Genomic DNA, 20,769 nt, shown 5'->3' with positions numbered 1-20,769 from the left:
GCGTTTGCAGAAAGGAGGATCCGTTATGAATGCACATCCTTTGCTTCGACAACTGCTTATTATTACATTTATATCGGGTGCTGTTCTTTTGTCCTTCAAATACGTTTTACCCCTTATTTTCCCGTTTTTATTCGCATATACACTGATGCGGAGCTTAATGCCGATCGTCCTATTTTTACAAAAAAAATGTCATCTTCCAAAGTGGCTGGCGGCAAATGGCACCTTACTCTTGATCTCTCTTGCCTTTTTGGGTGTTTTTTTGCTGATCGGATGGCTTTTATTTCAGCAATGTAAACTACTTCTCACAAATTTGTCCATTTATCATCAAATTTATACAAAATCCATAGAATCCTATTGTCATAATATTTTGCGACATTTGGATTATTATTTAGGTCTGCAAAAAGGTAGTTGCCTAATATTTGCTAAGGAACAGTTTCACAATCTGGATCCGTCATCATTTACAAACCTCTATCAAAATATTGGCAGGATAGCGCTGCAATGTATGGGAAGCTCGATGCGAGTATGCGCATTTTTGCTGATCGTTATCGTCAGTTTCATCGTTTTGTGCAAAGACTATGATCATTTGCATACCATGATCCACAAAAATCGTTATTTTTCGGTTTTGTCAGAGCTTGGGCATACCATGTGGAATACCGGATTTGCCTATATGCGAAGTCAGCTCATCATTATTGGCTGTAATTGGGCTATTTGCACAATTGCTTTTCTGCTCATCCGCAATCCATATTGTATCGTGATCGGTCTGTTTATTTCCATTTTTGATGCATTTCCTATTTTGGGGAGTGGGATGATATTGATTCCATGGGGACTTGTAAAATTATTTCATGGTTCTTTTTTCGCGGCCGCAGTTCTGCTTACTGCATATTTATTAACAGTATTTACGCGTGAATTATTAGAAGCAAGGTTAATTGGAAGTAACTTAAATACACTTCCTTTTTTTACCCTTGCTTCCATTTACATCGGTATTTCATTGTACGGTGTGTGCGGCATCTTTCTCGGCCCATTTGCGGTCGTGTTGATCCGCTCCATCTATCAGATCTGGATGCGCAGTGCCTAAGAGTTTTCGACATATTCGAGCTGTTAAGCTACAACTTGCGTATATGCAGATCCTCTATAAACTGCTGCCTCACTTAATTGAAATAAACAAGCTCCTCTTTTGGCTTTTCTGCCGCTTCCACCTGCTCTGCATAAAAGACAGGACCTTCCTCGCCATATTCCTTCATGAATTTGTATTCAAATCGGGCCGTCACGGTAACATACTGCTTTGTCTTAAACTCTGACCAATCATCTGCTTTGCACAGAAATCCCATATACTGTACATCGTCTGCACAGCAGGTCATCGCAAAACGTCCAAATACTGCAAAGCCTGCCGGGATTCCCTTTGGCTTCTGGATCAAACCTGTTACCTTCAACGTCTTATTCTGATATGTTTCCGGATGGTCGATCATGTCAATATACCAAAGTCCAAAATCATCGTCACTAATTTCAATGACATCTGCATTGACATCAAACGGCATCTGATCTTTCATCTCATAAAACTCATCCTGTGCGGATTCATAGACGATCTGTGCCCGCGGATTGACCGCTTTTATGCTTCCACGGATCGAGTTCTTATTTGTTTTCTCAACAGTACAGCGGTTAATGATGATCATTTCTGCCACGCGGAACTGATCTACCATCATAGATGGCATATTTTTCATATATAAAGCAAATGTTTCATCATTAACTACATCTATCGTCTGAAAGATCACTTCACGATCAAAACAAATTTCTTCCATATCATCATACAATTCCGGAATATGCTTTGTCGGCCACATACCGTTGTATTCAATGATGATGCGGTCCGGACGGTGTTTTTTCAAAAATTTCTGAATGATCTTTCCATTAAATGCTTCTTCGTCTTCGATGTATTCCACAACGCAGTTGGCCTTCTCTAACACGTCCGGTTCATATTCTAACTCGCCCTCTTCGCATGCCAAAATCATCGTTTTGATCTTGTCATCAAACATATCATCCACGACAAGGTCACGGATCAGATTCGTCTTACCGGCTTCCAAAAAGCCCATAATGACGTATACCATCATCTCCTCTTTCTTCTTACCAAACATTCAAAACCTCCATCAACTCTATGTTTAGCTTCCATTTAAAATGGAAGCCGTAAATCGTAGTCCTCTTTACGCAACGTGGAATAATTCTTTGATCGCATCTTCCTTCAAGTCAGCACCGATAACACAAATACGTCCTGTAAAGTCGGCTGCTCCGCGGCGAACTTCCGTCTCTTCCGGTACCAGATCAAAGTGGAACCACTCTCCTTCTGCTGCCGCTACAATACCCTTTGCACGTAAAACGTCACCATAGTCTTTCGTCTCAGCTAACTTGTGCAAAATCTCGGTAAGTTCTTCCTCCGTAAACTTGTGCGCTGTCTCAACGCCCCAGCTTGTAAATACATCATCTGCATGATGATGGTGATGGTCATGATGATGTCCGCATCCACACTCACCGTCGTGATCATGCTCGTGATCATGATGGTCGTGATCATGATGATGTCCGCATCCACACTCGCCGTCGTGATCATGCTCGTGGTCGTGATGGTCGTGATCATGATGATGTCCGCATCCACACTCACCGTCGTGATCATGCTCGTGGTCGTGATGGTCGTGATCATGATGATGTCCACATCCACACTCGCCATCGTGATGATGATGTTCATGCTCCTCTAACAGCTCTTTTTCCAAGGAATTAACTTTTTCCATAGCCTCTACGATATTTTTACCCTGAATATCATCCCATGGTGTTGTAATAATAGATGCTTCCTCGTTTTTCTCACGAATCATCTTCAGACAAGCATCCAGCTTGTCGGCTGACACATTCTGTGTACGGCTCAAGATTACTGTTCCTGCGTATTCGATCTGGTTGTTGTAGAACTCACCATAATTCTTCATATACATCTTGCATTTCGATGCATCTACAACCGTTGCCGTACTGTTGATCTGTACTTCATCACCAATATTTTTTACTGCTTTGATCACATCAGACAACTTGCCAACTCCGGATGGTTCAATAATAACACGATCCGGACTATATTTTGTAAGCACCTCTTTGAGTGCCTCTCCAAAGTCACCAACCAAAGAACAACAAATGCAACCGGAATTCATCTCTGTAATCTGGATTCCTGCCTCTTTCAAAAATCCACCATCGATACCGATCTCACCGAACTCGTTCTCGATCAAGACTAACTTCTCACCTTCAAATGCTTCTGCGATCAGCTTTTTGATCAACGTCGTTTTACCTGCTCCTAAAAATCCTGAAATAATATCAATCTTTGCCATTGTCTCATCAATCCTTTCTATCGTCATTTGCATTTGCCTCTAACTATCATTATAACAAACCTGTCAACTCTCAAATTGCTGTTTCGTTGTCTCATACATCGCAATACTCGCCGCGATCGGCAGATTCAGACTGTCGATGCGATTGGAATGCGGAATGATCACACTTGTCCCGATCTGTGCAAAGCGATCCGGCAGTCCGGTCGCTTCGTTGCCAAAAAGCAAAGAAAACGTCCCCTGTGGTCTGATCTCATGCAGACTTTTCTTGGCGTCCAACATAAATGGATATAATTCCCGTTCACCAAACTGTGCCTGATATTCATCAAAATCCTCAAAGTAAACAAAGTTTGTCGAAAAAATCGCCCCCATGGACGCTCTTACCACTTTGGGGTCAAAGGCATCCACTGCCGGACGTATGATCGCCATCTGATTCAAACCAAATCCTAAGGCGCTCCGCATGATCGTTCCCATATTGCCGGCATTAGAAGGATTTACCAAAACTATGTGGGATGTTGTTTTCTCCAGCTGCCCTTCATATTTCGTAAATTCTCCGATCACGTAACAATTTTCTTTTTGAGACAATACATGAAATATTTTGTCTGTCTGAACCATTTCTATACCGGCATCCCTGCACAAACTACGCAGTTTGTCTAATGTTTCCCCCTCTTTCATGCCGGAGTGAATATATACCCTCGTCACCTTGTCCGGCTGAAAGCGTAACAGTTCAAATGTCAGCGTTATACCTAATGCATAGGAAACCGGGGAATCCTTGCGGTATCTCTTATATCCTGCCATCTTTTATCCTTCCTGTTCAATGCGCACATCGATCGTCATATCTCCAATTTCTGTTGAAAAAGGAATTGTAAACATTTCCGTTGCCGCACCATCATAACTTGCACCAACACAATAATCCGGTGGTGTAATATCAATCATAATATTATTATTTGCAAATACCGTCGCCGCATTGCCCGCCACCATATTTCCTAATTCCGAAATTGCACTCTGTCCGATCGCATCAATGGCATTGACCGGCATCATCATCATTTTAGATACGACCCCAAGTGCTGTCTGTGGTTCAAAATTAAGCAATACTTCTCCCGAAAGCTGACCTACCAGCCCGAGACGGATCAAAGAATTTTCTTCCGGGAAACTCTGTTGTCTAAGAGATGGTGTCCCTATTTTTAAATCCAACATACACATATCTTTCATCACTTTGCACACAGATATGATAAATGGATTGACATGCTCTGCTTTCAAACTTTCTCCCTCCCCCTACAACTGGAAATAATCCCAAAAATCTTCACTGATATTAACATCGCACTTATTGAGCCAGATGTTATATTTCTTTTGGAACAGGCGATTCTGGCGTTTTGCAATGATAACTTCCTTGCGAGCCTGTGTCGCATCCTCTTCCTTGTCATTGACGCAATATATAATATAATATCCCTGCGTTCCCTCTACAACACTGCTGACTTCACCCTTTTCGAGGGCTAACGCCGCATCCAATGCCGCTTTCTCCAATTTGGTGGAACTTTTGCCAACCACCAGTTCCTGCGTTGTTGCATCGGTATTATCTTTGGCCAATGTCAAAAAGTCTTTCGTCTTAACTGCACGAAGCTGCAGCTGTTCTGCCCACTTAAGAGCCTGTGCCTTGGCTTTCTCATCCATATCGATCTTCTGTCCGGAACTTCCGATCCCTTTCGTCATGATCTCAATATACTGGATCGCAGCCTGCCTTGCTTCCTCATCTGACACATCGGTGTTTGCCTTGTCAGTAGCCACATAAAACATTTTATTGGCAAGCACGTTTTCTTCATACAATTTACTAAGTCCCTGAACGGATAAATAATATTTCTTTTTATCACTGTCAGACACCTTTTCCATGATCTTTTCTGCCTTTTGCATTGCCTCGTCTTTCTCATCATTGGTAAGTGAAACTTCATTACGATCCGCTGCCTGCGCAATCACTTTAAGCTGTGTTACCATATTGACGATTTCCTGCTTTGCCTGAGCACCCACTGTTTTATTGCCGCCCAGCGAATAGTTCCATAGCTCACTTCCAAAATTGCCCTCATACTGTCTTTTTAATAGGTAGGCATAGTTCATCATCTCGCTATATTCTACACCGTCACTGCCCACTGACATAACGATCGAATCCTTATTCGGTGTTCCTGCCGCAAGCTTTACCTTTTTTGTGCCGATCTTGGAATTGCCACAGCCCGTGCATACTCCTGCCACGGCAATGCATATACTTAAACCAACTGCCATCCATTTACTTTTCTTTATCATAGTCACCATGCCTTTCCGTTACTCCACGACTTTTCCGATCTCACGGATCAACTGATTCACTGTCTGGAATAATTTTTCTGCTGTCTCCTGCTTACTTACTGTTTTGGAAACAGACGGTACCTTCACCGCAGCAGGGATCCTTCCGTATCCGCTGCGATAACTTTTGCCTGCCGGCTGTGGTTGTGGTTTCATCGTGTAAATAAAAAAGGATTGTTCTTCCTTTTTGGCCGCCTGTACCACCTTAAAAGCGCCCTCATACGATTCTACCATTTTTACAAGGTTTACGGAAGAGATTTTTGCATTTGGTTTCAGATAAAATCGAATTTGGTTCGTTTTTTGCACAATTTGTGTGATTCCGGCACGGTGTGCTTCCGCTTTAAGCAGTGCCACACGCAATAAATTCTCAGCCGCATTAGGCAATTCTCCAAATCGATCGATCATTTCTTCCTGCATATCTGCATATTCTTCCGCATTTTCAATCCCGGCGATACGTTTGTACATATCCAGCTTTTGAAATTCACTACGAATATAAGTTGCCGGAATAAACGCATCCACTTGCAGCTCCAAACTGGTCTCAAACGGTTCCTCTTCCGGCTGTTCGCCTTTCAGTGTAAGTACCGCCTCATTGAGCATTTTACAGTACAGATCATATCCAACCGCTTCCATATGCCCGGACTGCGCTTCACCAAGCAGATTCCCGGCTCCGCGGATCTCCAGATCCCGCATCGCCACTTTGATCCCGGAACCCAGTTCCGTGTATTCACGGATAGCGGCCAATCTCTTCTCCGCTACCTCTTTGAGCATACGTCCCCGCTGATACATCAAAAACGCGTATGCTGTACGATTTGATCTTCCGACACGACCGCGAAGCTGATAAAGCTGTGACAGCCCCATCTTATCGGCATGATCAATGATGATCGTATTTACATTCGAAATGTCTAATCCGGTCTCAATAATCGTCGTTGCTACCAAAACATCTATTTCGCCGTTGATAAATGCCATCATGATCTTTTCAAGTTCTCGCTCACTCATCTGCCCATGCGCAAAAACAACATTGGCATCCGGCACCATTTTTGCTACTTCTGCCGCCACCTCTGCAATACGGGCAACGCGGTTATACACATAATACACCTGTCCGCCTCTTCCCAATTCGCGATTGATCGCCTCACGAATGATCTCATCATTATGCTCCATCACAAATGTCTGTATTGGCAGACGGTCTACCGGTGGCTCCTCTAACACGCTCATGTCCCGAATGCCGGTCAAACTCATATGCAGCGTTCGTGGGATCGGTGTTGCACTAAGCGTAAGGACATCAACATTTCCTTTCATCTGCTTGATCTTTTCCTTGTGTGTCACACCAAATCGCTGTTCCTCATCAACGATCAATAACCCCAAATTCTTAAATTCCACGTCCTTAGACAGCAGACGGTGTGTGCCGACAATAATATCAACCTGTCCCTTTCGCAGTAGATCTATCGACTTTTTTTGCTGTGCCGGAGTACGAAAACGTGATAACATCTCAACTTTGACCGGAAAGTCTCCGAGTCGTTCGCACAATGTGTTGTAATGCTGCTGCGCTAAGATCGTAGTTGGAACAAGCATCGCTACCTGCTTTCCATCATTTACCGCCTTAAATGCCGCACGCAATGCGATCTCTGTTTTGCCATAGCCAACATCCCCGCAGATCAGCCGATCCATGATCTTGTCACTTTCCATGTCCTTTTTAACGGCGGCAATGGCTGTCAACTGATCTTTGGTCTCCTCAAATGGGAAAACCTCCTCAAATTCCTGCTGCCACACAGTATCCGGACTATAAGCATATCCTTTTTGTTCTTGTCGCTTGGCATATAACAAAACCAATTCTTTTGCCACTTCCTGCACAGCCTTGCGCACGCGTGTCTTGGTCTTTTTCCATTCCGGTGATGACAAGCGGTTTAGTTTCGGCTGCTTCGCCTCACGCCCGGCGTATTTCTGCAACAGATCCAGTCCCGATGCAGGAACATATAGATTTCCGCCGTCTCCATACTCAATCTTAATATAGTCCTTCGACACATGGTCGACTGTAATCTTTTCGATACCTTTGTAAATACCAACTCCATGATTCTCATGGATCACATAATCGCCAACGCTTAATTCATTAAAGCTCTGTATCGCTTTTCCATCGTATTTTTTCTTCTTGACATTACGCCGTTTCTGCTTTGTGCCAAAAATATCACCTTCCGTCACAACAGCAAACTTCGTCATCGAATAAACAAATCCATGACGCATAAACCCATACGATACCATAACCTGTCCGGCTTCCAACGGCATATCCGGCTTCTCATGATAAAATGCCGGAATTTCATATTCTCCCAAGTCTTTACTTAATCGCTGCGCACGCGTCCGAGATCCACAAAGGAGCAGTACACGGTATCCATTCTTTCTCCAGCGAAGCATATCGTCTACAAGTAGTTCAAAATGCTTATTATAGGACCCCACCGGCTGTACCTGTACATTCACCTGCGCCCTGCTCGCAAGCTGCTTTGGCAGTCCATCCAGCAAAGACAAAATAACAAGCTGCTTGTTCTGCAGCAATCCAAATAAAGGATCCATTCCCTGCAAGATCTCCGGCTGCTTTGGCAAAAGATAGCCTTTCTCCAATCTGCTTTCCATACTGTCACGAAACTCTGTTTCCACCGCCTGAGCTTTCTCATAACAGCGGGATGGCTCATCTAAGAAAAAGATTGTCTCCTCCTCTGGCATAATATCAAAAAAGGACAATGTTTCCACCGGAAAATAGGGCAGGTAGGCTTCCAACCCAATACGGCTCTGATATTGTTCGTAATCATTTTTTATTTCCTGTAAATGATCATTTAACCGATTCACTTCTTCGAATTTCTTCGCCTTTTTTAATTTTGTGCTGATCTTTGCTGCGTCTTTCGCCATTTTTGTAAAACCATCGGCAATTTGCTCAGTAGTCAAAATTAATTCCGATGCCGGAAAGATGGTAAACTCTGCAATGCGTTCAATTGAGCGCTGACTCTCCACGTCAAACGAACGGATCGTGTCAATCTCATCATCCCAAAACTCAATACGATATGGGCAGTCCTCCGTTACCGGAAATACATCCAAAATTCCTCCGCGCACAGAAAAATCTCCAGGCATCTCAACCTGTGCCTGTCTCACATAACCCATATTGACTAGATTTTTGCAAAGAGTCTCAAGATCATATGTCTCCCCTTCCGCTACCTGCTGCTTCGCCTGCTCATAGATCTTTTGCGATAGTACGAACTCCATGCCGGCATCGATCGAGGTGACAATGGTTCCCCCTTTGCGATCCAGTAATGCCTCTCTGACTTTAAGTCTCTGTGTGCTAAGTGCATTACCATGTACATCAGCACTAAAAAAAATCACATCTTTCGCCGGATAATACATAACTTCCCGGTCAAACATGCGATAGTCTTCTGCGATTTCCCGTGCCCTCAACTCATTCGCCGCAATGATCACTTTCCATTTCAGAGACTCACCGGTAAGTCCATAGATCCATTGGCACTTTTGTGATTCGATGCATCCCGATATCTGCAATGGGAATTGCTGCTTTTGTATTGCCTCTTCGGCATTGCGGTACGCCGTAATCTCCGCCAAAGGCGCCAATAATGTTTCCATCACTGCCCCAACCTCTTACTTTCCGTTAAATTGATTCATCGCCGCTTCAACGCTGTCTGTCAAAATAGTCTCACATGCCTTTACCGTCTGCTCCAGCGCAGTACGGATCGTCGGCTCTTCCTCTGCCGGGAATCTCCCCAACACATAGTCCGCCAGATCCCAGCCTGCCGGTTTCTCTCCCACGCCGATCCGGATCCGCGAAAACTGCTGCGACCCCAAATGCGCAATGATATTCTTGATTCCATTATGTCCACCGGCACTTCCTTTGGCACGTACCCGAAGCTTTCCCGGAGCCAATGCGATATCATCATAAATGATGATCAATTCCTCCTCGGGATCGATCTTATAAAAATCCACCAGTTCGCGTACACTCTCACCGCTAAGATTCATATATGTCTGCGGCATCGCCAACAGCACTTTATTCCCTGCGATCATTCCCTTACCGCATACCGCCTTGTGTTTCTTGATGTCCATCGAAATGCTGTAGGCATCGCTGATCGCCGTAATCGCCGAAAATCCAATATTGTGTCGTGTTCCGGCATATTTACGCTCCGGATTTCCTAATCCTACTATAATATACATTGTTAACCTCGTTTCTATGCTGTCTGTTATTACAATCGCACAATCTCCTAAGCCGGGTTCAGCGATACTGCCTTTTTCTCGCTGCCCCCGGCTCTTATATTGCTATTTGTTTGTTGTGTCGGCTATTGCTAGTACGTCTTATTATCACGGTACTCCCCAATATGTACCGCCTCACCACTGTACTGCTTTAACATATCCATTCCCATTACATGACGATTATCCATCGTGCGCATAATGTCTTTGATCTGCAATTGTGCAGCGACATGCGGTGTACTCAGATTATAAACCTGATTATCCCTGAATGAAAGTACATATGGCTGCAGCACATTGTACATGCCAGGAATAATGACTAATCCCTTATCACCGTTAGTCAGCTCGACACATACACCCGGTTCCAAAATATTAATACTGTGAATCAGCGCCTGTACCGCAACACGATCGTATCCATTTCCGGCATCTAATAGAAAGCGAATCGCCTGCACATCTGATGTTGGCTCTTCTTGTATGTTCATTGCCGTCAACTGGTCATAAATATACGCTGTACGCAATATTTCAACCTCCGGGATCTTCTTCTTTTCCATTTCATCATCTTTGCCGCCGACATGAAAGATTCTTCGCAATGCTACTGACAATATCATCTTGACACCGGCATCAAGCGAATAATCTCTGCTAAACATCTGATAAGCCGCCACATAATACGTATTGATCTTTTTGAGATCTTCTTCTGTCAATTCCAACTGCGATTTGCGTCGCAATCCGATCGGGATCAATAAGGTACCTATATCATGCAGTACTGCTGCTGTCACCAGATCTGTCTGGTTTTTCTCGGACAAATTCATCCGCTTTGCCATCATCGCACAGAGCAGCGCTGTGTTCAGTGAATGTTTATACACATAATCTTCCACGCTGCGAAGATTTTGGATGAAATTTATCTTGTGGTCCAAAGAACCATACTTCTGAACAAGCTGCGTCACAAACGTATTCAACTTCGCAGACGGTTTCTGTTTGCTGACTGCATCCAAGATCTCTTTGATTGCAAATACTGCCATCGTCTGATAGCGTTCAAACTCAATATCTTCTGCTGACATAGGTGGTACCGGCTCCGCCGGCTCTAATACATAAATACCGATCAGTCCAAAGTTCTGAATACTAATGATTCCCTGCTCTGTCAGTCTGGAATCTCTTTCGTACAACATAACTCCATTTTTGTTGTATATTGGTTTTGCCAAACGCATCCCTTTTTTTAATTCATCTGCTTTTACAAAAATCATGACAGCCCTCCTATCTACGCATTAGATCTGCGCTTTATTTATTTTTTTCTGCTAGATTGTTCGTTACTCGGTTATACAGCTCCCAAGCTGCGTTATAACCCATCTTTTTCTGTCTGTGGTTAACTGCTGCCGACTCACAGATGATCGCAATATTACGACCGGGGCGGATCGGAATAGAGTGGCACACAACCTTGTTGCCAAGAAATTCCGTATACTGCTCCTCCAGGCCAAGACGATCATAATCCTGTTCTTTATTAAATTCCTCAAGCTTAATGACCAGATCAATATTCTGATCATCCTTAACGCTCTCTACACCAAACAGTGATTTTGCGTCAATAATACCGATACCACGCAATTCGATAAAATGTCTCGTAATGTCCGGTGCGCTGCCGAGCAATGTGCTCTCATTGATTCGTTTGATCTCTACCACATCATCCGAAACAAGACGGTGTCCTCTATGAATCAACTCCAATGCGACTTCCGACTTACCGATACCGCTTTCTCCCATGATCAAAATGCCTTCTCCGTAAATATCTACCAGCACGCCGTGAACCGTACAGCGCGGTGCCATATTATAGTTAAGGCACTGGATCAGATCCGCCATAAATTCATTCGTAGCACGCTTGGTACGTAAGATCGGCACCTGATATTTCGTTGCCAATTCGATCAGACGGTCATCCACCGGAAGGTTACGGCAAAAAACGATACATGGTGGTTTGGGTGACTTCTCATTGCCACACAAAATCTCTTCTAACATTTGGACACTGTATTCTACACCTTTTTGCTCCATATAAGTATATTCCACCTGCCCAATGATCTGAATCCGGTTAGAATCAAAATAGTCAAAGAACCCTGCCAATTGCAAAGCCGGTCGATTAACATCCGATTGCGTCACTTTCACGTCCTCAATAGGTACATTCGGTGTACAGTTTTCTAATTTTAATTTGTCTACTAAATGTGTCAATGCGACACTGTACTCTGCATTCTGCATATTCTACCAACCTTTCTAACCATAGTGCATATTCCCTGCATCCCGCAAATTCCTGCCACCCTGCTGCAAATTTCTATACAGCTTGCTGGCAATCCCTATACAGATTGCTGCAAATTCCTATACAGCTTGCTGACAATCCCTGTCAACTGACAGAAAATCATCTATTTTGTTATGAGTCTTTCTTATGAAAAAACTCATATACATTTTGTGCTGCCTGTTCATTCATGGACTCAACTTCAGCCAATTGCTCTACGGAAGCTGCCTTGATCGCATCAAGTGAAACAAACCGCTTCATCAACTGTTTGCGACGCTTCGCCCCAATCCCCGCAATGTCATCCAATATGGATCTGACTTGCACTTTACTACGTAAAGAGCGGTGATACTCAATGGCAAAACGATGCACTTCATCTTGAATGCGTGTCATTAAATGAAATCCTTCACTGCATGTATTGACCGGTATCTCACTCCCCTGAAAATACAATCCACGGGTGCGATGCCTGTCATCTTTCACCATGCCGCAGACCGGTATCACTATTCCTAGCTCCCTCAAAACAGACTCTGCAACATTCACTTGGCCTTTCCCGCCATCCATCATGATCAAATCCGGGAACACCGTAAAGCCTCCCGTTACTTTTTCCCCTTGATCTATCTGTTGTCGTTCCTCCAGACCGTGACGAAATCTTCTTCCAAGCACCTCTTCCATGCTGGCATAATCATCCGGGCCTTGCACCGTCTTAATGCGGAACTTACGGTAATCGCTGCGCTTCGGCTTTCCGTTTTCAAAAACAACCATAGAGCCAACCGACTGAAATCCACTGATATTCGATATATCATATGATTCCACCCGCTTTACTTCAGACATGCCTAACAGATCTGCGATCTCCTGCATTGCCCCTAATGTACGTTCTTCTTCTCTCCGCAGCTTTTCTGCATCTTGCGTCAAAACCAGCGCTGCATTCTTATGCGCCAGCTCGACTAAACGCTCTTTCTGTCCCTTTTTGGGTGCAAGAATAGATACCTTTCCACCACGACGTTCCGACAGCCAATCCGAGATCAGGTCTTTTTCTTCTAATTCATATTCTACCATGAGTTCTCGCGGAATAAAAGGTGTTCCTGCATAAAACTGTTTGATAAACGACTGCACTAACTCTTCCGGTGCATCACCGTCTATCCCTTTTAAATGATAATGATCCCGACCGATCAATTTGCCCTCGCGAATAAAAAACACTTGAATGACCGCTTCCAGATCAGTCTGCGCCATAGCGATCACATCGCGGTCAACCCCGCCAAAATCTGTAACTTTCTGATGCACTGCAACTTTTTTGACACTGGCGATCAGATCGCGGCAGGAAGCCGCTTCTTCAAAGGCGAGTTCCTCGACTGCTTTCGCCATCTTTGCTTCCAGCATTTCTAAAACCTCTGAGAAATCTCCTTCCAAAAGTTTCAGTGCCTTGCTGAAATTTTGCTGATACTGTTCCGGAGTCACATATCCCTGACATGGTGCCTGGCACTGCTTAATATGATAATTCAAGCACGGTCGTTCTTTACCGGTATCTCTTGGCAGCACACGATTGCATGTTCGTATCTGATAGATTTTATGAACCAGATCCAACATATCTCTTGCAGACCCTGCACTGGTAAACGGGCCAAAATATTTACATTTATCCCGCCTCTGCTCCCGCGAATAAATCAACCGCGGATACTCTTCATATACGGTTGCTTTGATAAACGGATATGTTTTATCATCTTTTAACATCGTATTATACTTTGGACGATGCTCCTTGATCAGGTTGTTTTCGAGTACCAGCGCCTCCACCTCGGAATCCGTAATGATATACTCAAAATGATCAATCTGCGAAATCATTTTTTCAATCTTGGGCGATACTTTTCTGCTCGCCTGAAAATACTGTCGCACACGATTTTTCAAACTAACCGCTTTGCCCACATAAATAATAGCATCTTTTTTGTCGTGCATTAAATAGACGCCCGGTTTGGCGGGCAGTTTTTTTAACTCTTCCTGCAAATCAAACATGGGCGTCTCCTTAAAATTCTAATTCAAATTACAATTTAATCTTCTTTACACTCTGGTCTAACTGATAAGCGATCTCCTTCAAACCTGCTGCACTATCAGATATGTTCGCCAATGTGTTGCTGACTTCCACAACTGATGCAGATGTCTCCTGACTGCTGGCTGCATTCTGCTCAGCAATGGCAGAAAGATTCTGCACGACATCAACGACCTTACTTCTGGAATCATCCAAGCTTTCTGTTCGTCCGGAAATCGTAACAACACCTCCGATCGCCTTCTCAACACCTTCGTAGACATCCGCAAAGCGTTTCTCTGTCTGCTGCATCTTATCGCTCTGAACAGCCATGATCTGTTGTACTCCCTGCATAGTATCCACGGCATGCGTCGAGTCTTGTATCAAAACATTTGTAATATCATCAATCTGTTTGGCTGAATCATTTGACTGCTCTGCCAGCTTCTGAATCTGAGAAGCAACCACAGCGAAACCACGTCCCTGCTCGCCGGCACGTGCTGCTTCAATAGATGCATTCAGTGACAACAAATTGGTCTCTTCTGCAATTGATGCGATAATATCTGTCGCTGCCTTGATCTTCTGCGCGGAAGCATTCGTAATATTGGTCTGCTCATAAATCTCATCGATGGAAAGCTTGGTCTGGTCATTCACTTCCATCAACTCTTTCAAAATGGACATTGCCTGATTACTGGACTCTTGCATCTGCTTTGAATTCTTATGTAATGCTTCTGCAACGGAATTCGTTTCTTCGATCATATTGCCCATCGTAATGACATTTTCTGTCGCACTCTGTGTCTCATCAGCCTGATTTGTCGCACCACTGGCGATATCACCCACAGCACTTTCTACCTGCTCGATCGCACGTGCTGTATGGGCGGCATCTTTATCCAAGCTTTCAGACGCATTGAACAGACTATTACTTTGTGCCTGAATGTCCTGTATCATCAGAACCATTTCTTTACGAAGCGATGCAACTGAACGGCTCATCATGCCGGTTTCATCCTTTCGCTTTAGCAAACGTTCTGCAGCCTTGTTTTCTGTAAAGTCCATTCTGGACATCTTTTCCACAATTTTTGAGATCATGATCAGCGGTCTTGTCATTCTGCCCGTGATAAATGCTGCCAAAAATGCGAATATAACAACAACAATAACAAATGCTACCGTTCCGGTCTTTATCATATGGTTGATCGGTGCTAAAATGTCATCCTTATCCGCTGTAATGACAAGAACCGTCGGCTCTTTTTTGGTGACATAATATGCTGCCATCTTTGCTGTTCCTTTATATTTATACTCAACAACACTTGTCTCAGGTCTGGATCCCATCTGAATATCTTCTACGACCTTTTTGATCACTGCATTCTCTACCGGTTGTCCAACCTTTTCCCCTTCCGGGTGGCAAAGCATCATGCCGTCGCTTCCGGATACAATATATGCATAACTGGAATCAACGCCCTGCAAAGCTACATTACCAAATGTATTCTTCATAGAAATTTTATTGTTCAGGTTACCTGCCGCAATAAATTGATCCAAAGAAATACCGTTCGCAGTTACCATATCGTGCATGTAATGCTCCGTCTCGACTTGAATTGCCGATTCTGCTTCAGGCACTACGATCAACAGCATGATCGCACCGGTCAGCACAACTGCCAGAATTACAAGTATAGACACTCTAAACTTCAATGAAGATACAAAGCCAACCTGCTGCGCTCTCGTCTTCTCCTGCTCAGCGACTTCCTTTGCTCTTTCTCCGAGCTCCTTTGCCTTTTCTGCAGATTTCTCCGCAGACTTCTTCACCTTCTCCGCAGACTCTTCCGCTGTTGCTTTCACCTTGTCTGCAGCTTTCTTAGCTTTCTCTATCTTAGCGGCTTCTTTCGCCTGCCTCTTCTCATTCTTCTTGCGCTGTTTTGCTAAACGCTTCTCTTCTTTTCTTTTCTGTTTATCAGTCTTCACTTCATCTATCGCTGGTTCATCCACCGCATCTGTAGTCTCCACTTCATCTATTGCCGGTTCATCCACCGCATCTGTAGTCTCCACTTCATCTGCTGCCGGTTCTTCCACCGCATCTGTAGTCTCCACTTCATCTGCCGCCGGTTCTTCCACCGCATCTGTAGTCTCCACTTCATCTGCTACCGGTTCTTCCACCGCATCTGTAGTCTCCACTTCATCTGCTACCGGTTCTTCCACCGCATCTGTAGCCTTCGCTTCATCTGCCGCAGGTTCTTCCACCGCATCTGTAATCTTCTCTTTGTCTACCATTGGTTCTTCCACCTCGTCTGTAGTATTCACTTCGTCTACCATTGGTTCTTCCACCACATCTGTAGTCTTCACTTCATCTACCGTTTTTTTATCTGCACGATCCATACGCTTCCTCCTTATTTCGGAATGTATTTCCCTCTGAAAAAAAATTCCTCACCAAAACACATGATATGCTCTGATGAGGAGAGGGGTTTGAGGGGTATATCTAGTCGCTATCTTAACGACTGACTATAGTATATCAGCATTCCTTACAAATTGCAACTAAAATTGTAAGAAAATTGTAAAAAATTTCATTCAAACTTCAAGCAACGAAAATTGTCACTTCATCACATATTGCTTATTCTGTCTGCAATAAACAGATATTTTGCAGTTTTAAATAAACGTTCCGTGTTGCAATATCGTCTTATACCGAATATTCTGCTATTTACGCACTACCATATACTTTTCCAATAAAATATCAGGAACATAAGACATTTTTGCTTTGCGCAGCCCTTCTGCTCCGGCATCATCTTCTCGATTAATATAGCGGTACTGCTGGCATTCATGCTTTACAAACTGCTGGTTGATCATCGGATATGCTCCTTGGATCTCCGGAAATGCTTTTTCAAAATGGACCGCCAACGTATCTCCACCAAGCGATTCTCCCATCGTAAAGGCCACAACTTCTCTATCTGCCCAAAGCACACCTCCAACCATTCCCAATTTGTCATAATGCTGCAATGCCTGATTCACAACTTGAAATTCTTCTTCCATATCAGGATCCCATTTATCAGCACGCTTGCGCTTCCAAATTTGATTCATCTGCAGACAAGCCTGCCAATTATCCGGTCCCAACGACTCATATCGCCAGTCATGATTTTCCTCAAAACGGTGAATGTGGCCACGCTTTCCATGCAGTTTTTTACCTGCTAACGTCGTCAAACGTTCTGTCTCATAAATATAATCGTAAATATCCCGTTCCGGCGTAATGATAAATTCCCCCGGATGCCATTTTTCTAACAATTCAACCTCATCCCGCAACAAACCGTAAAACCGCAATGCATCCTGTCTTTTAGTCCATTCCAAAATACGTTCCAAAGCCTGTTTCTTATCTCCCGGTCCGGACGGAAAATCATAATACAGATCGGCGCCATCATAAAACCGCACACTGATGCAGCCATCAAATTCTGCCATTTCTGCCGGATATACACTTTGCCACAAATAATTATTAGCAAAACAATGTTCACAAGTTCTTCGTGGATCCTGTGCATACATGGTCATCATAAGCTCTCTATCTTCCAAATTAATTTTATGATATCGTATTCTTTCCTGCATAACTCATAACGGTTTCCCGTTGTTTCACCTCGTTTTCTACTCTTATCTTACTCTTAATTCTCCTCATGTTACCATGAAAAATTCAAAACATCAACAATACTTATGTTTTCTGTCTCCCTTGCCGATATAATATACAAAGTCCCAAAGAAAAACAAGCAGCTGCGAAGCAGACATTTGTTTTTCCGGGCTCATTAACGAACACACAGTCTGGCAGCAAAGAGCTGCGGACTCGGAAAGGAATGTAGATATTATGGTCGCTACAACTTATTCGTATGACTTTTATTTGCGGGGGATATACTCCTCAAACCGTGGTGCACGCAAAGCAGAGCGTCGTTCATCCATGCAGAATAGTGAACTTACCAAGGCGGATTCCTCAGCTATGAAAAAGATCATTGAGCAATTGCGTCAGTTGGAGTGGAGTGAACCAACCGTAATGGAAGATAAAGATTCCAATTCGATGAATACGGTCAGCGATTCCACCAATTATAAATTTACAAAACTATTTGCAGATACTTATAATAATTTACTGGAAAGTGCAGGCAACTCGACTTCCGGCCAGGCAAAACGTCTTATCTCACGGATGAAGCACTTGACCAGAGAGCAAAAAGACGCTTTAGAAAGCGTTGGCATCTCGATCAGTTCCAACGGCAAACTCAGTGTTAAGAAAGGCACTGTAAATCAGGCCGCAACTTATAAGTTCAAGCAATTATTCGGCAGTGACAGTGATTACCTGACAGAAATGTCTTCCATTGCAAAAAAGATAAAAAGACATGCAAGTCAGATCGTGATCCCGCCTAAAAAAGCCAAAGCGAGCACAAAACAGGATAGTACCAGTAATGCTGCTGATACTTCCTCTGTAGCGGCCATTGCAGAAATCGCGGGCAGTGTTCACACTGCAGATCTCGCCGGCATTACTACAGATACCGCAAATACTTCCGGCTCTGCATCCAATTCTCTCATTGGCAATACCGTGGATGTGATTCTTTAATCGCTGCATATTGGCATTACCGTGGATGTGATTCTTTAATCGCTGCATATTGGCATTACCGTGGATGTGATTCTTTCATTCCATGTGATACCACAAAAGGCACCGCATAAACTTCCATTTATGCAGTGCCTTTTTATTGGTTAAAACCGTATTACAATCCGTTAAAAATTATACGTATTTAGCAGTGTTAAGCTTTACTCCTGGTCCCATTGTTGCGGACAAGGATACGCTTCTATAATACTGACCCTTAGCTGCTGCCGGTTTAGCCTTTGTGATAGCACCCATCAATGTCTCGACGTTCTCTACCAACTGCTCCTCAGAGAAGGAAACTTTTCCTACCGGTACATGTACGATATTAGCTTTATCCAAACGATACTCAATCTTACCAGCCTTGATATCCTGAACAGCCTTAGTCACGTCCATCGTTACAGTTCCAGCCTTAGGGTTTGGCATCAGACCCTTAGGTCCGAGTACACGACCCAAACGACCAACAACGCCCATCATGTCCGGTGTAGCTACAACTACATCAAACTCGAACCATCCATCGTTCTGGATCTTAGGGATCAACTCCTCGCCACCAGCGTAATCAGCGCCAGCTGCAAGAGCCTCATCTACCTTGTCACCCTTAGCAAATACCAGCACGCGAACAGTCTTACCTGTTCCGTGAGGAAGTACAACAGCACCACGGATCTGCTGATCTGCGTGACGTCCGTCTACACCCAATCTGATATGTGCTTCTACAGTCTCATCAAACTTTGCAACAGCTGTCTCTTTGATCAACTTTACAGCATCAGCAACTTCGTACTGTGCAGCTCTGTCAATCTTCTTAGCAGCCTCAACGTATTTCTTTCCTCTTTTCATATTATATAACCTCCTAGTGGTAGTAACGGCGGGTCCATGACACATCCCTTGTGTCGCCTCCCACATCGTTCAATCAACAACAATCTTTTTTATGCGATAATTCCGGCGTTCACTTAATTATTCCTCTACAGTAACACCCATGCTGCGAGCTGTTCCTGCGATCATGCTCATTGCTGCCTCAAGAGAAGCTGCGTTCAGATCCGGCATCTTTGTCTCGGCAATCTCCTGAATTTTTGCTTTAGAGATTGTAGCAACTTTATTCTTGTTTGGCTCACCTGATGCATGCTCAATACCACATGCCTTCTTGATCAGCACTGCTGCTGGAGGAGTCTTTGTGATAAAGCTGAAGCTCTTATCCTGATATACAGTGATAACTACAGGAATCAACATACCTTCCTGTCCAGCTGTTCTTGCATTAAACTCCTTTGTAAATGCTACAATGTTTACTCCGTGCTGACCAAGTGCAGGACCAACCGGTGGTGCCGGTGTTGCCTTTGCAGCAGGAATCTGTAATTTAATATATCCTTCGACTTTCTTAGCCATTGTCTCTTACCTCCTGTGAAAATACCGCTTACGCGGTTACTATCTAACATTGCGGATGCCACATCTATATGGCGTCCAGCTCGGAATGACTTCTTCATCCCTTCAAAACGAAATCATTATAAAACCTCAACATCGTTAAAGCTGATTTCAACCGGTGTTTCACGTCCGAACATATCGATATTGATCGTAACCATACGGTTCTGATGATCGATCTGACGAACAATTCCGGTGGTGTCTTCCCAGACACCAGACTTAACAATCACAGAATCGCCAATGCTGAATGGTGCATTCGGTGCATCCACCTTCAATCCCATGCTTGCCATCTCTTCATCTGTTAATGGTACCGGCTTGGATCCCGGTCCTACGAACCCTGTCACACCACGTGTATTGCGTACCACGTACCATGTGTCATCGTTCATAATCATCTTGATCAAGACGTATGCAGGGAACATCTTCTGCTGAGTAATCTTCTCTTCGTCATCCTTTTCCTTTACTACATTGAGCATCGGAACGGAAACTTCCAAAATCTGATCCTGCAAACCACGATTTTCAATGGTCTTCTCGATATCCATTTTTACCTTGTTCTCATAGCCTGAATAGGTATGAGCCACATACCAACGCGCTTCTGCATCTGCCATAG

General features: G+C 43.9%; 17 protein-coding genes. 2 read left to right on the top strand and 15 right to left on the bottom strand.

Translation table 11 applies throughout. The annotated features are described in order from the left end of the window. The first annotated feature begins 25 nt into the window (after positions 1–25). Positions 26–1,075: an AI-2E family transporter gene (locus DXB73_RS06445; protein ID WP_118690506.1), complete on the top strand. Its 1,050-nt coding sequence runs from the start codon at positions 26–28 to the stop codon at positions 1,073–1,075. 73 nt (positions 1,076–1,148) lie between these two features. Here DXB73_RS06445 and DXB73_RS06440 read toward each other — a convergent pair whose 3' ends face one another. The 12 genes from DXB73_RS06440 to DXB73_RS06385 all read right to left on the bottom strand — a co-directional run bounded on the left by DXB73_RS06440 (position 1,149) and on the right by DXB73_RS06385 (position 17,737). Further along, complete coding sequence (locus DXB73_RS06440) at positions 1,149–2,126, bottom strand: GTP-binding protein (protein WP_118690505.1); 978 nt, start codon at positions 2,124–2,126, stop codon at positions 1,149–1,151. Positions 2,127–2,192: 66 nt separating this feature from the next. Further along, a complete protein-coding gene (locus DXB73_RS06435; protein ID WP_118690604.1) occupies positions 2,193–3,347 on the bottom strand; it encodes a CobW family GTP-binding protein in 1,155 nt (384 codons plus the stop codon). A 63-nt stretch (positions 3,348–3,410) separates the two neighbouring features. Continuing rightward, complete coding sequence (locus DXB73_RS06430) at positions 3,411–4,139, bottom strand: TrmH family RNA methyltransferase (RefSeq protein ID WP_118690504.1); 729 nt, start codon at positions 4,137–4,139, stop codon at positions 3,411–3,413. Positions 4,140–4,142: 3 nt separating this feature from the next. After that, positions 4,143–4,601 carry a chemotaxis protein CheX gene (locus DXB73_RS06425; protein ID WP_118507575.1) on the bottom strand — a complete coding sequence of 153 codons (459 nt, stop codon included), beginning with the start codon at positions 4,599–4,601 and terminating at the stop codon, positions 4,143–4,145. Between the two features lie 15 nt (positions 4,602–4,616). Further along, a complete protein-coding gene (locus DXB73_RS06420; protein ID WP_118690503.1) occupies positions 4,617–5,642 on the bottom strand; it encodes a peptidyl-prolyl cis-trans isomerase in 1,026 nt (341 codons plus the stop codon). A 9-nt stretch (positions 5,643–5,651) separates the two neighbouring features. Further along, positions 5,652–9,281 carry a transcription-repair coupling factor gene (mfd, locus tag DXB73_RS06415; RefSeq protein WP_118690502.1) on the bottom strand — a complete coding sequence of 1,210 codons (3,630 nt, stop codon included), beginning with the start codon at positions 9,279–9,281 and terminating at the stop codon, positions 5,652–5,654. Between the two features lie 15 nt (positions 9,282–9,296). Further along, the gene (pth, locus tag DXB73_RS06410; RefSeq protein ID WP_118690501.1) at positions 9,297–9,863 is read right to left on the bottom strand and encodes an aminoacyl-tRNA hydrolase; all 567 of its coding nucleotides are present in this window, start codon (positions 9,861–9,863) and stop codon (positions 9,297–9,299) included. Between the two features lie 128 nt (positions 9,864–9,991). Next, positions 9,992–11,134, bottom strand: coding sequence for an HD domain-containing phosphohydrolase (locus DXB73_RS06405; RefSeq protein ID WP_118507571.1), 1,143 nt, complete (start codon positions 11,132–11,134; stop codon positions 9,992–9,994). Between the two features lie 34 nt (positions 11,135–11,168). After that, positions 11,169–12,125: an HPr(Ser) kinase/phosphatase gene (gene hprK, locus DXB73_RS06400; RefSeq protein ID WP_118690500.1), complete on the bottom strand. Its 957-nt coding sequence runs from the start codon at positions 12,123–12,125 to the stop codon at positions 11,169–11,171. Positions 12,126–12,294: 169 nt separating this feature from the next. Beyond that, complete coding sequence (gene uvrC, locus DXB73_RS06395) at positions 12,295–14,157, bottom strand: excinuclease ABC subunit UvrC (RefSeq protein WP_118507570.1); 1,863 nt, start codon at positions 14,155–14,157, stop codon at positions 12,295–12,297. A 28-nt stretch (positions 14,158–14,185) separates the two neighbouring features. After that, positions 14,186–16,528, bottom strand: coding sequence for a methyl-accepting chemotaxis protein (locus DXB73_RS06390; RefSeq protein ID WP_118690499.1), 2,343 nt, complete (start codon positions 16,526–16,528; stop codon positions 14,186–14,188). A gap of 315 nt (positions 16,529–16,843) precedes the next feature. Beyond that, positions 16,844–17,737 (bottom strand): phosphatidylglycerol lysyltransferase domain-containing protein, encoded by an 894-nt coding sequence (locus tag DXB73_RS06385; RefSeq protein WP_118690498.1) that lies wholly within the window; start codon positions 17,735–17,737, stop codon positions 16,844–16,846. A gap of 250 nt (positions 17,738–17,987) precedes the next feature. Between DXB73_RS06385 and DXB73_RS06380 the strand changes: the two genes are divergently transcribed. Then, positions 17,988–18,725, top strand: a complete 738-nt coding sequence (locus DXB73_RS06380) for a hypothetical protein (RefSeq protein ID WP_118690497.1) — start codon at positions 17,988–17,990, stop codon at positions 18,723–18,725. 168 nt (positions 18,726–18,893) lie between these two features. Here the strand turns inward: DXB73_RS06380 and rplA are convergent, their stop codons facing one another. From rplA to nusG, 3 genes are all read right to left on the bottom strand, one after another. Next, complete coding sequence (gene rplA / locus DXB73_RS06375) at positions 18,894–19,586, bottom strand: 50S ribosomal protein L1 (protein ID WP_022025624.1); 693 nt, start codon at positions 19,584–19,586, stop codon at positions 18,894–18,896. A gap of 117 nt (positions 19,587–19,703) precedes the next feature. Then, complete coding sequence (gene rplK / locus DXB73_RS06370) at positions 19,704–20,129, bottom strand: 50S ribosomal protein L11 (RefSeq protein ID WP_022025623.1); 426 nt, start codon at positions 20,127–20,129, stop codon at positions 19,704–19,706. A gap of 116 nt (positions 20,130–20,245) precedes the next feature. After that, entirely contained in the window at positions 20,246–20,767 is a 522-nt protein-coding gene (gene nusG, locus DXB73_RS06365; RefSeq protein WP_022025622.1) for a transcription termination/antitermination protein NusG, read from the bottom strand. Positions 20,768–20,769: the final 2 nt, after the last annotated feature.

The organism is Clostridium sp. OM05-6BH (assembly GCF_003481635.1).
Lineage (GTDB): Bacteria > Bacillota > Clostridia > Lachnospirales > Lachnospiraceae > Butyribacter.
This window is presented reverse-complemented; position numbering and strand designations above follow the sequence as displayed.

What these genes read in the sequence shown, in the direction of transcription:
- rplA (WP_022025624.1), bottom strand. Translation starts at nt 19,586, where the DNA reads ATGAAAAGAGGAAAGAAATACGTTGAGGCTGCTAAGAAGATTGACAGA.
- DXB73_RS06440 (WP_118690505.1), bottom strand. Translation starts at nt 2,126, where the DNA reads ATGTTTGGTAAGAAGAAAGAGGAGATGATGGTATACGTCATTATGGGC.
- DXB73_RS06390 (WP_118690499.1), bottom strand. Translation starts at nt 16,528, where the DNA reads ATGGATCGTGCAGATAAAAAAACGGTAGATGAAGTGAAGACTACAGAT.
- pth (WP_118690501.1), bottom strand. Translation starts at nt 9,863, where the DNA reads ATGTATATTATAGTAGGATTAGGAAATCCGGAGCGTAAATATGCCGGA.
- DXB73_RS06405 (WP_118507571.1), bottom strand. Translation starts at nt 11,134, where the DNA reads ATGATTTTTGTAAAAGCAGATGAATTAAAAAAAGGGATGCGTTTGGCA.
- hprK (WP_118690500.1), bottom strand. Translation starts at nt 12,125, where the DNA reads ATGCAGAATGCAGAGTACAGTGTCGCATTGACACATTTAGTAGACAAA.
- DXB73_RS06380 (WP_118690497.1), top strand. Translation starts at nt 17,988, where the DNA reads ATGGTCGCTACAACTTATTCGTATGACTTTTATTTGCGGGGGATATAC.
- nusG (WP_022025622.1), bottom strand. Translation starts at nt 20,767, where the DNA reads ATGGCAGATGCAGAAGCGCGTTGGTATGTGGCTCATACCTATTCAGGC.
- DXB73_RS06385 (WP_118690498.1), bottom strand. Translation starts at nt 17,737, where the DNA reads ATGCAGGAAAGAATACGATATCATAAAATTAATTTGGAAGATAGAGAG.
- rplK (WP_022025623.1), bottom strand. Translation starts at nt 20,129, where the DNA reads ATGGCTAAGAAAGTCGAAGGATATATTAAATTACAGATTCCTGCTGCA.
- DXB73_RS06435 (WP_118690604.1), bottom strand. Translation starts at nt 3,347, where the DNA reads ATGGCAAAGATTGATATTATTTCAGGATTTTTAGGAGCAGGTAAAACG.
- DXB73_RS06430 (WP_118690504.1), bottom strand. Translation starts at nt 4,139, where the DNA reads ATGGCAGGATATAAGAGATACCGCAAGGATTCCCCGGTTTCCTATGCA.
- DXB73_RS06445 (WP_118690506.1), top strand. Translation starts at nt 26, where the DNA reads ATGAATGCACATCCTTTGCTTCGACAACTGCTTATTATTACATTTATA.
- uvrC (WP_118507570.1), bottom strand. Translation starts at nt 14,157, where the DNA reads ATGTTTGATTTGCAGGAAGAGTTAAAAAAACTGCCCGCCAAACCGGGC.
- mfd (WP_118690502.1), bottom strand. Translation starts at nt 9,281, where the DNA reads ATGGAAACATTATTGGCGCCTTTGGCGGAGATTACGGCGTACCGCAAT.
- DXB73_RS06420 (WP_118690503.1), bottom strand. Translation starts at nt 5,642, where the DNA reads ATGGTGACTATGATAAAGAAAAGTAAATGGATGGCAGTTGGTTTAAGT.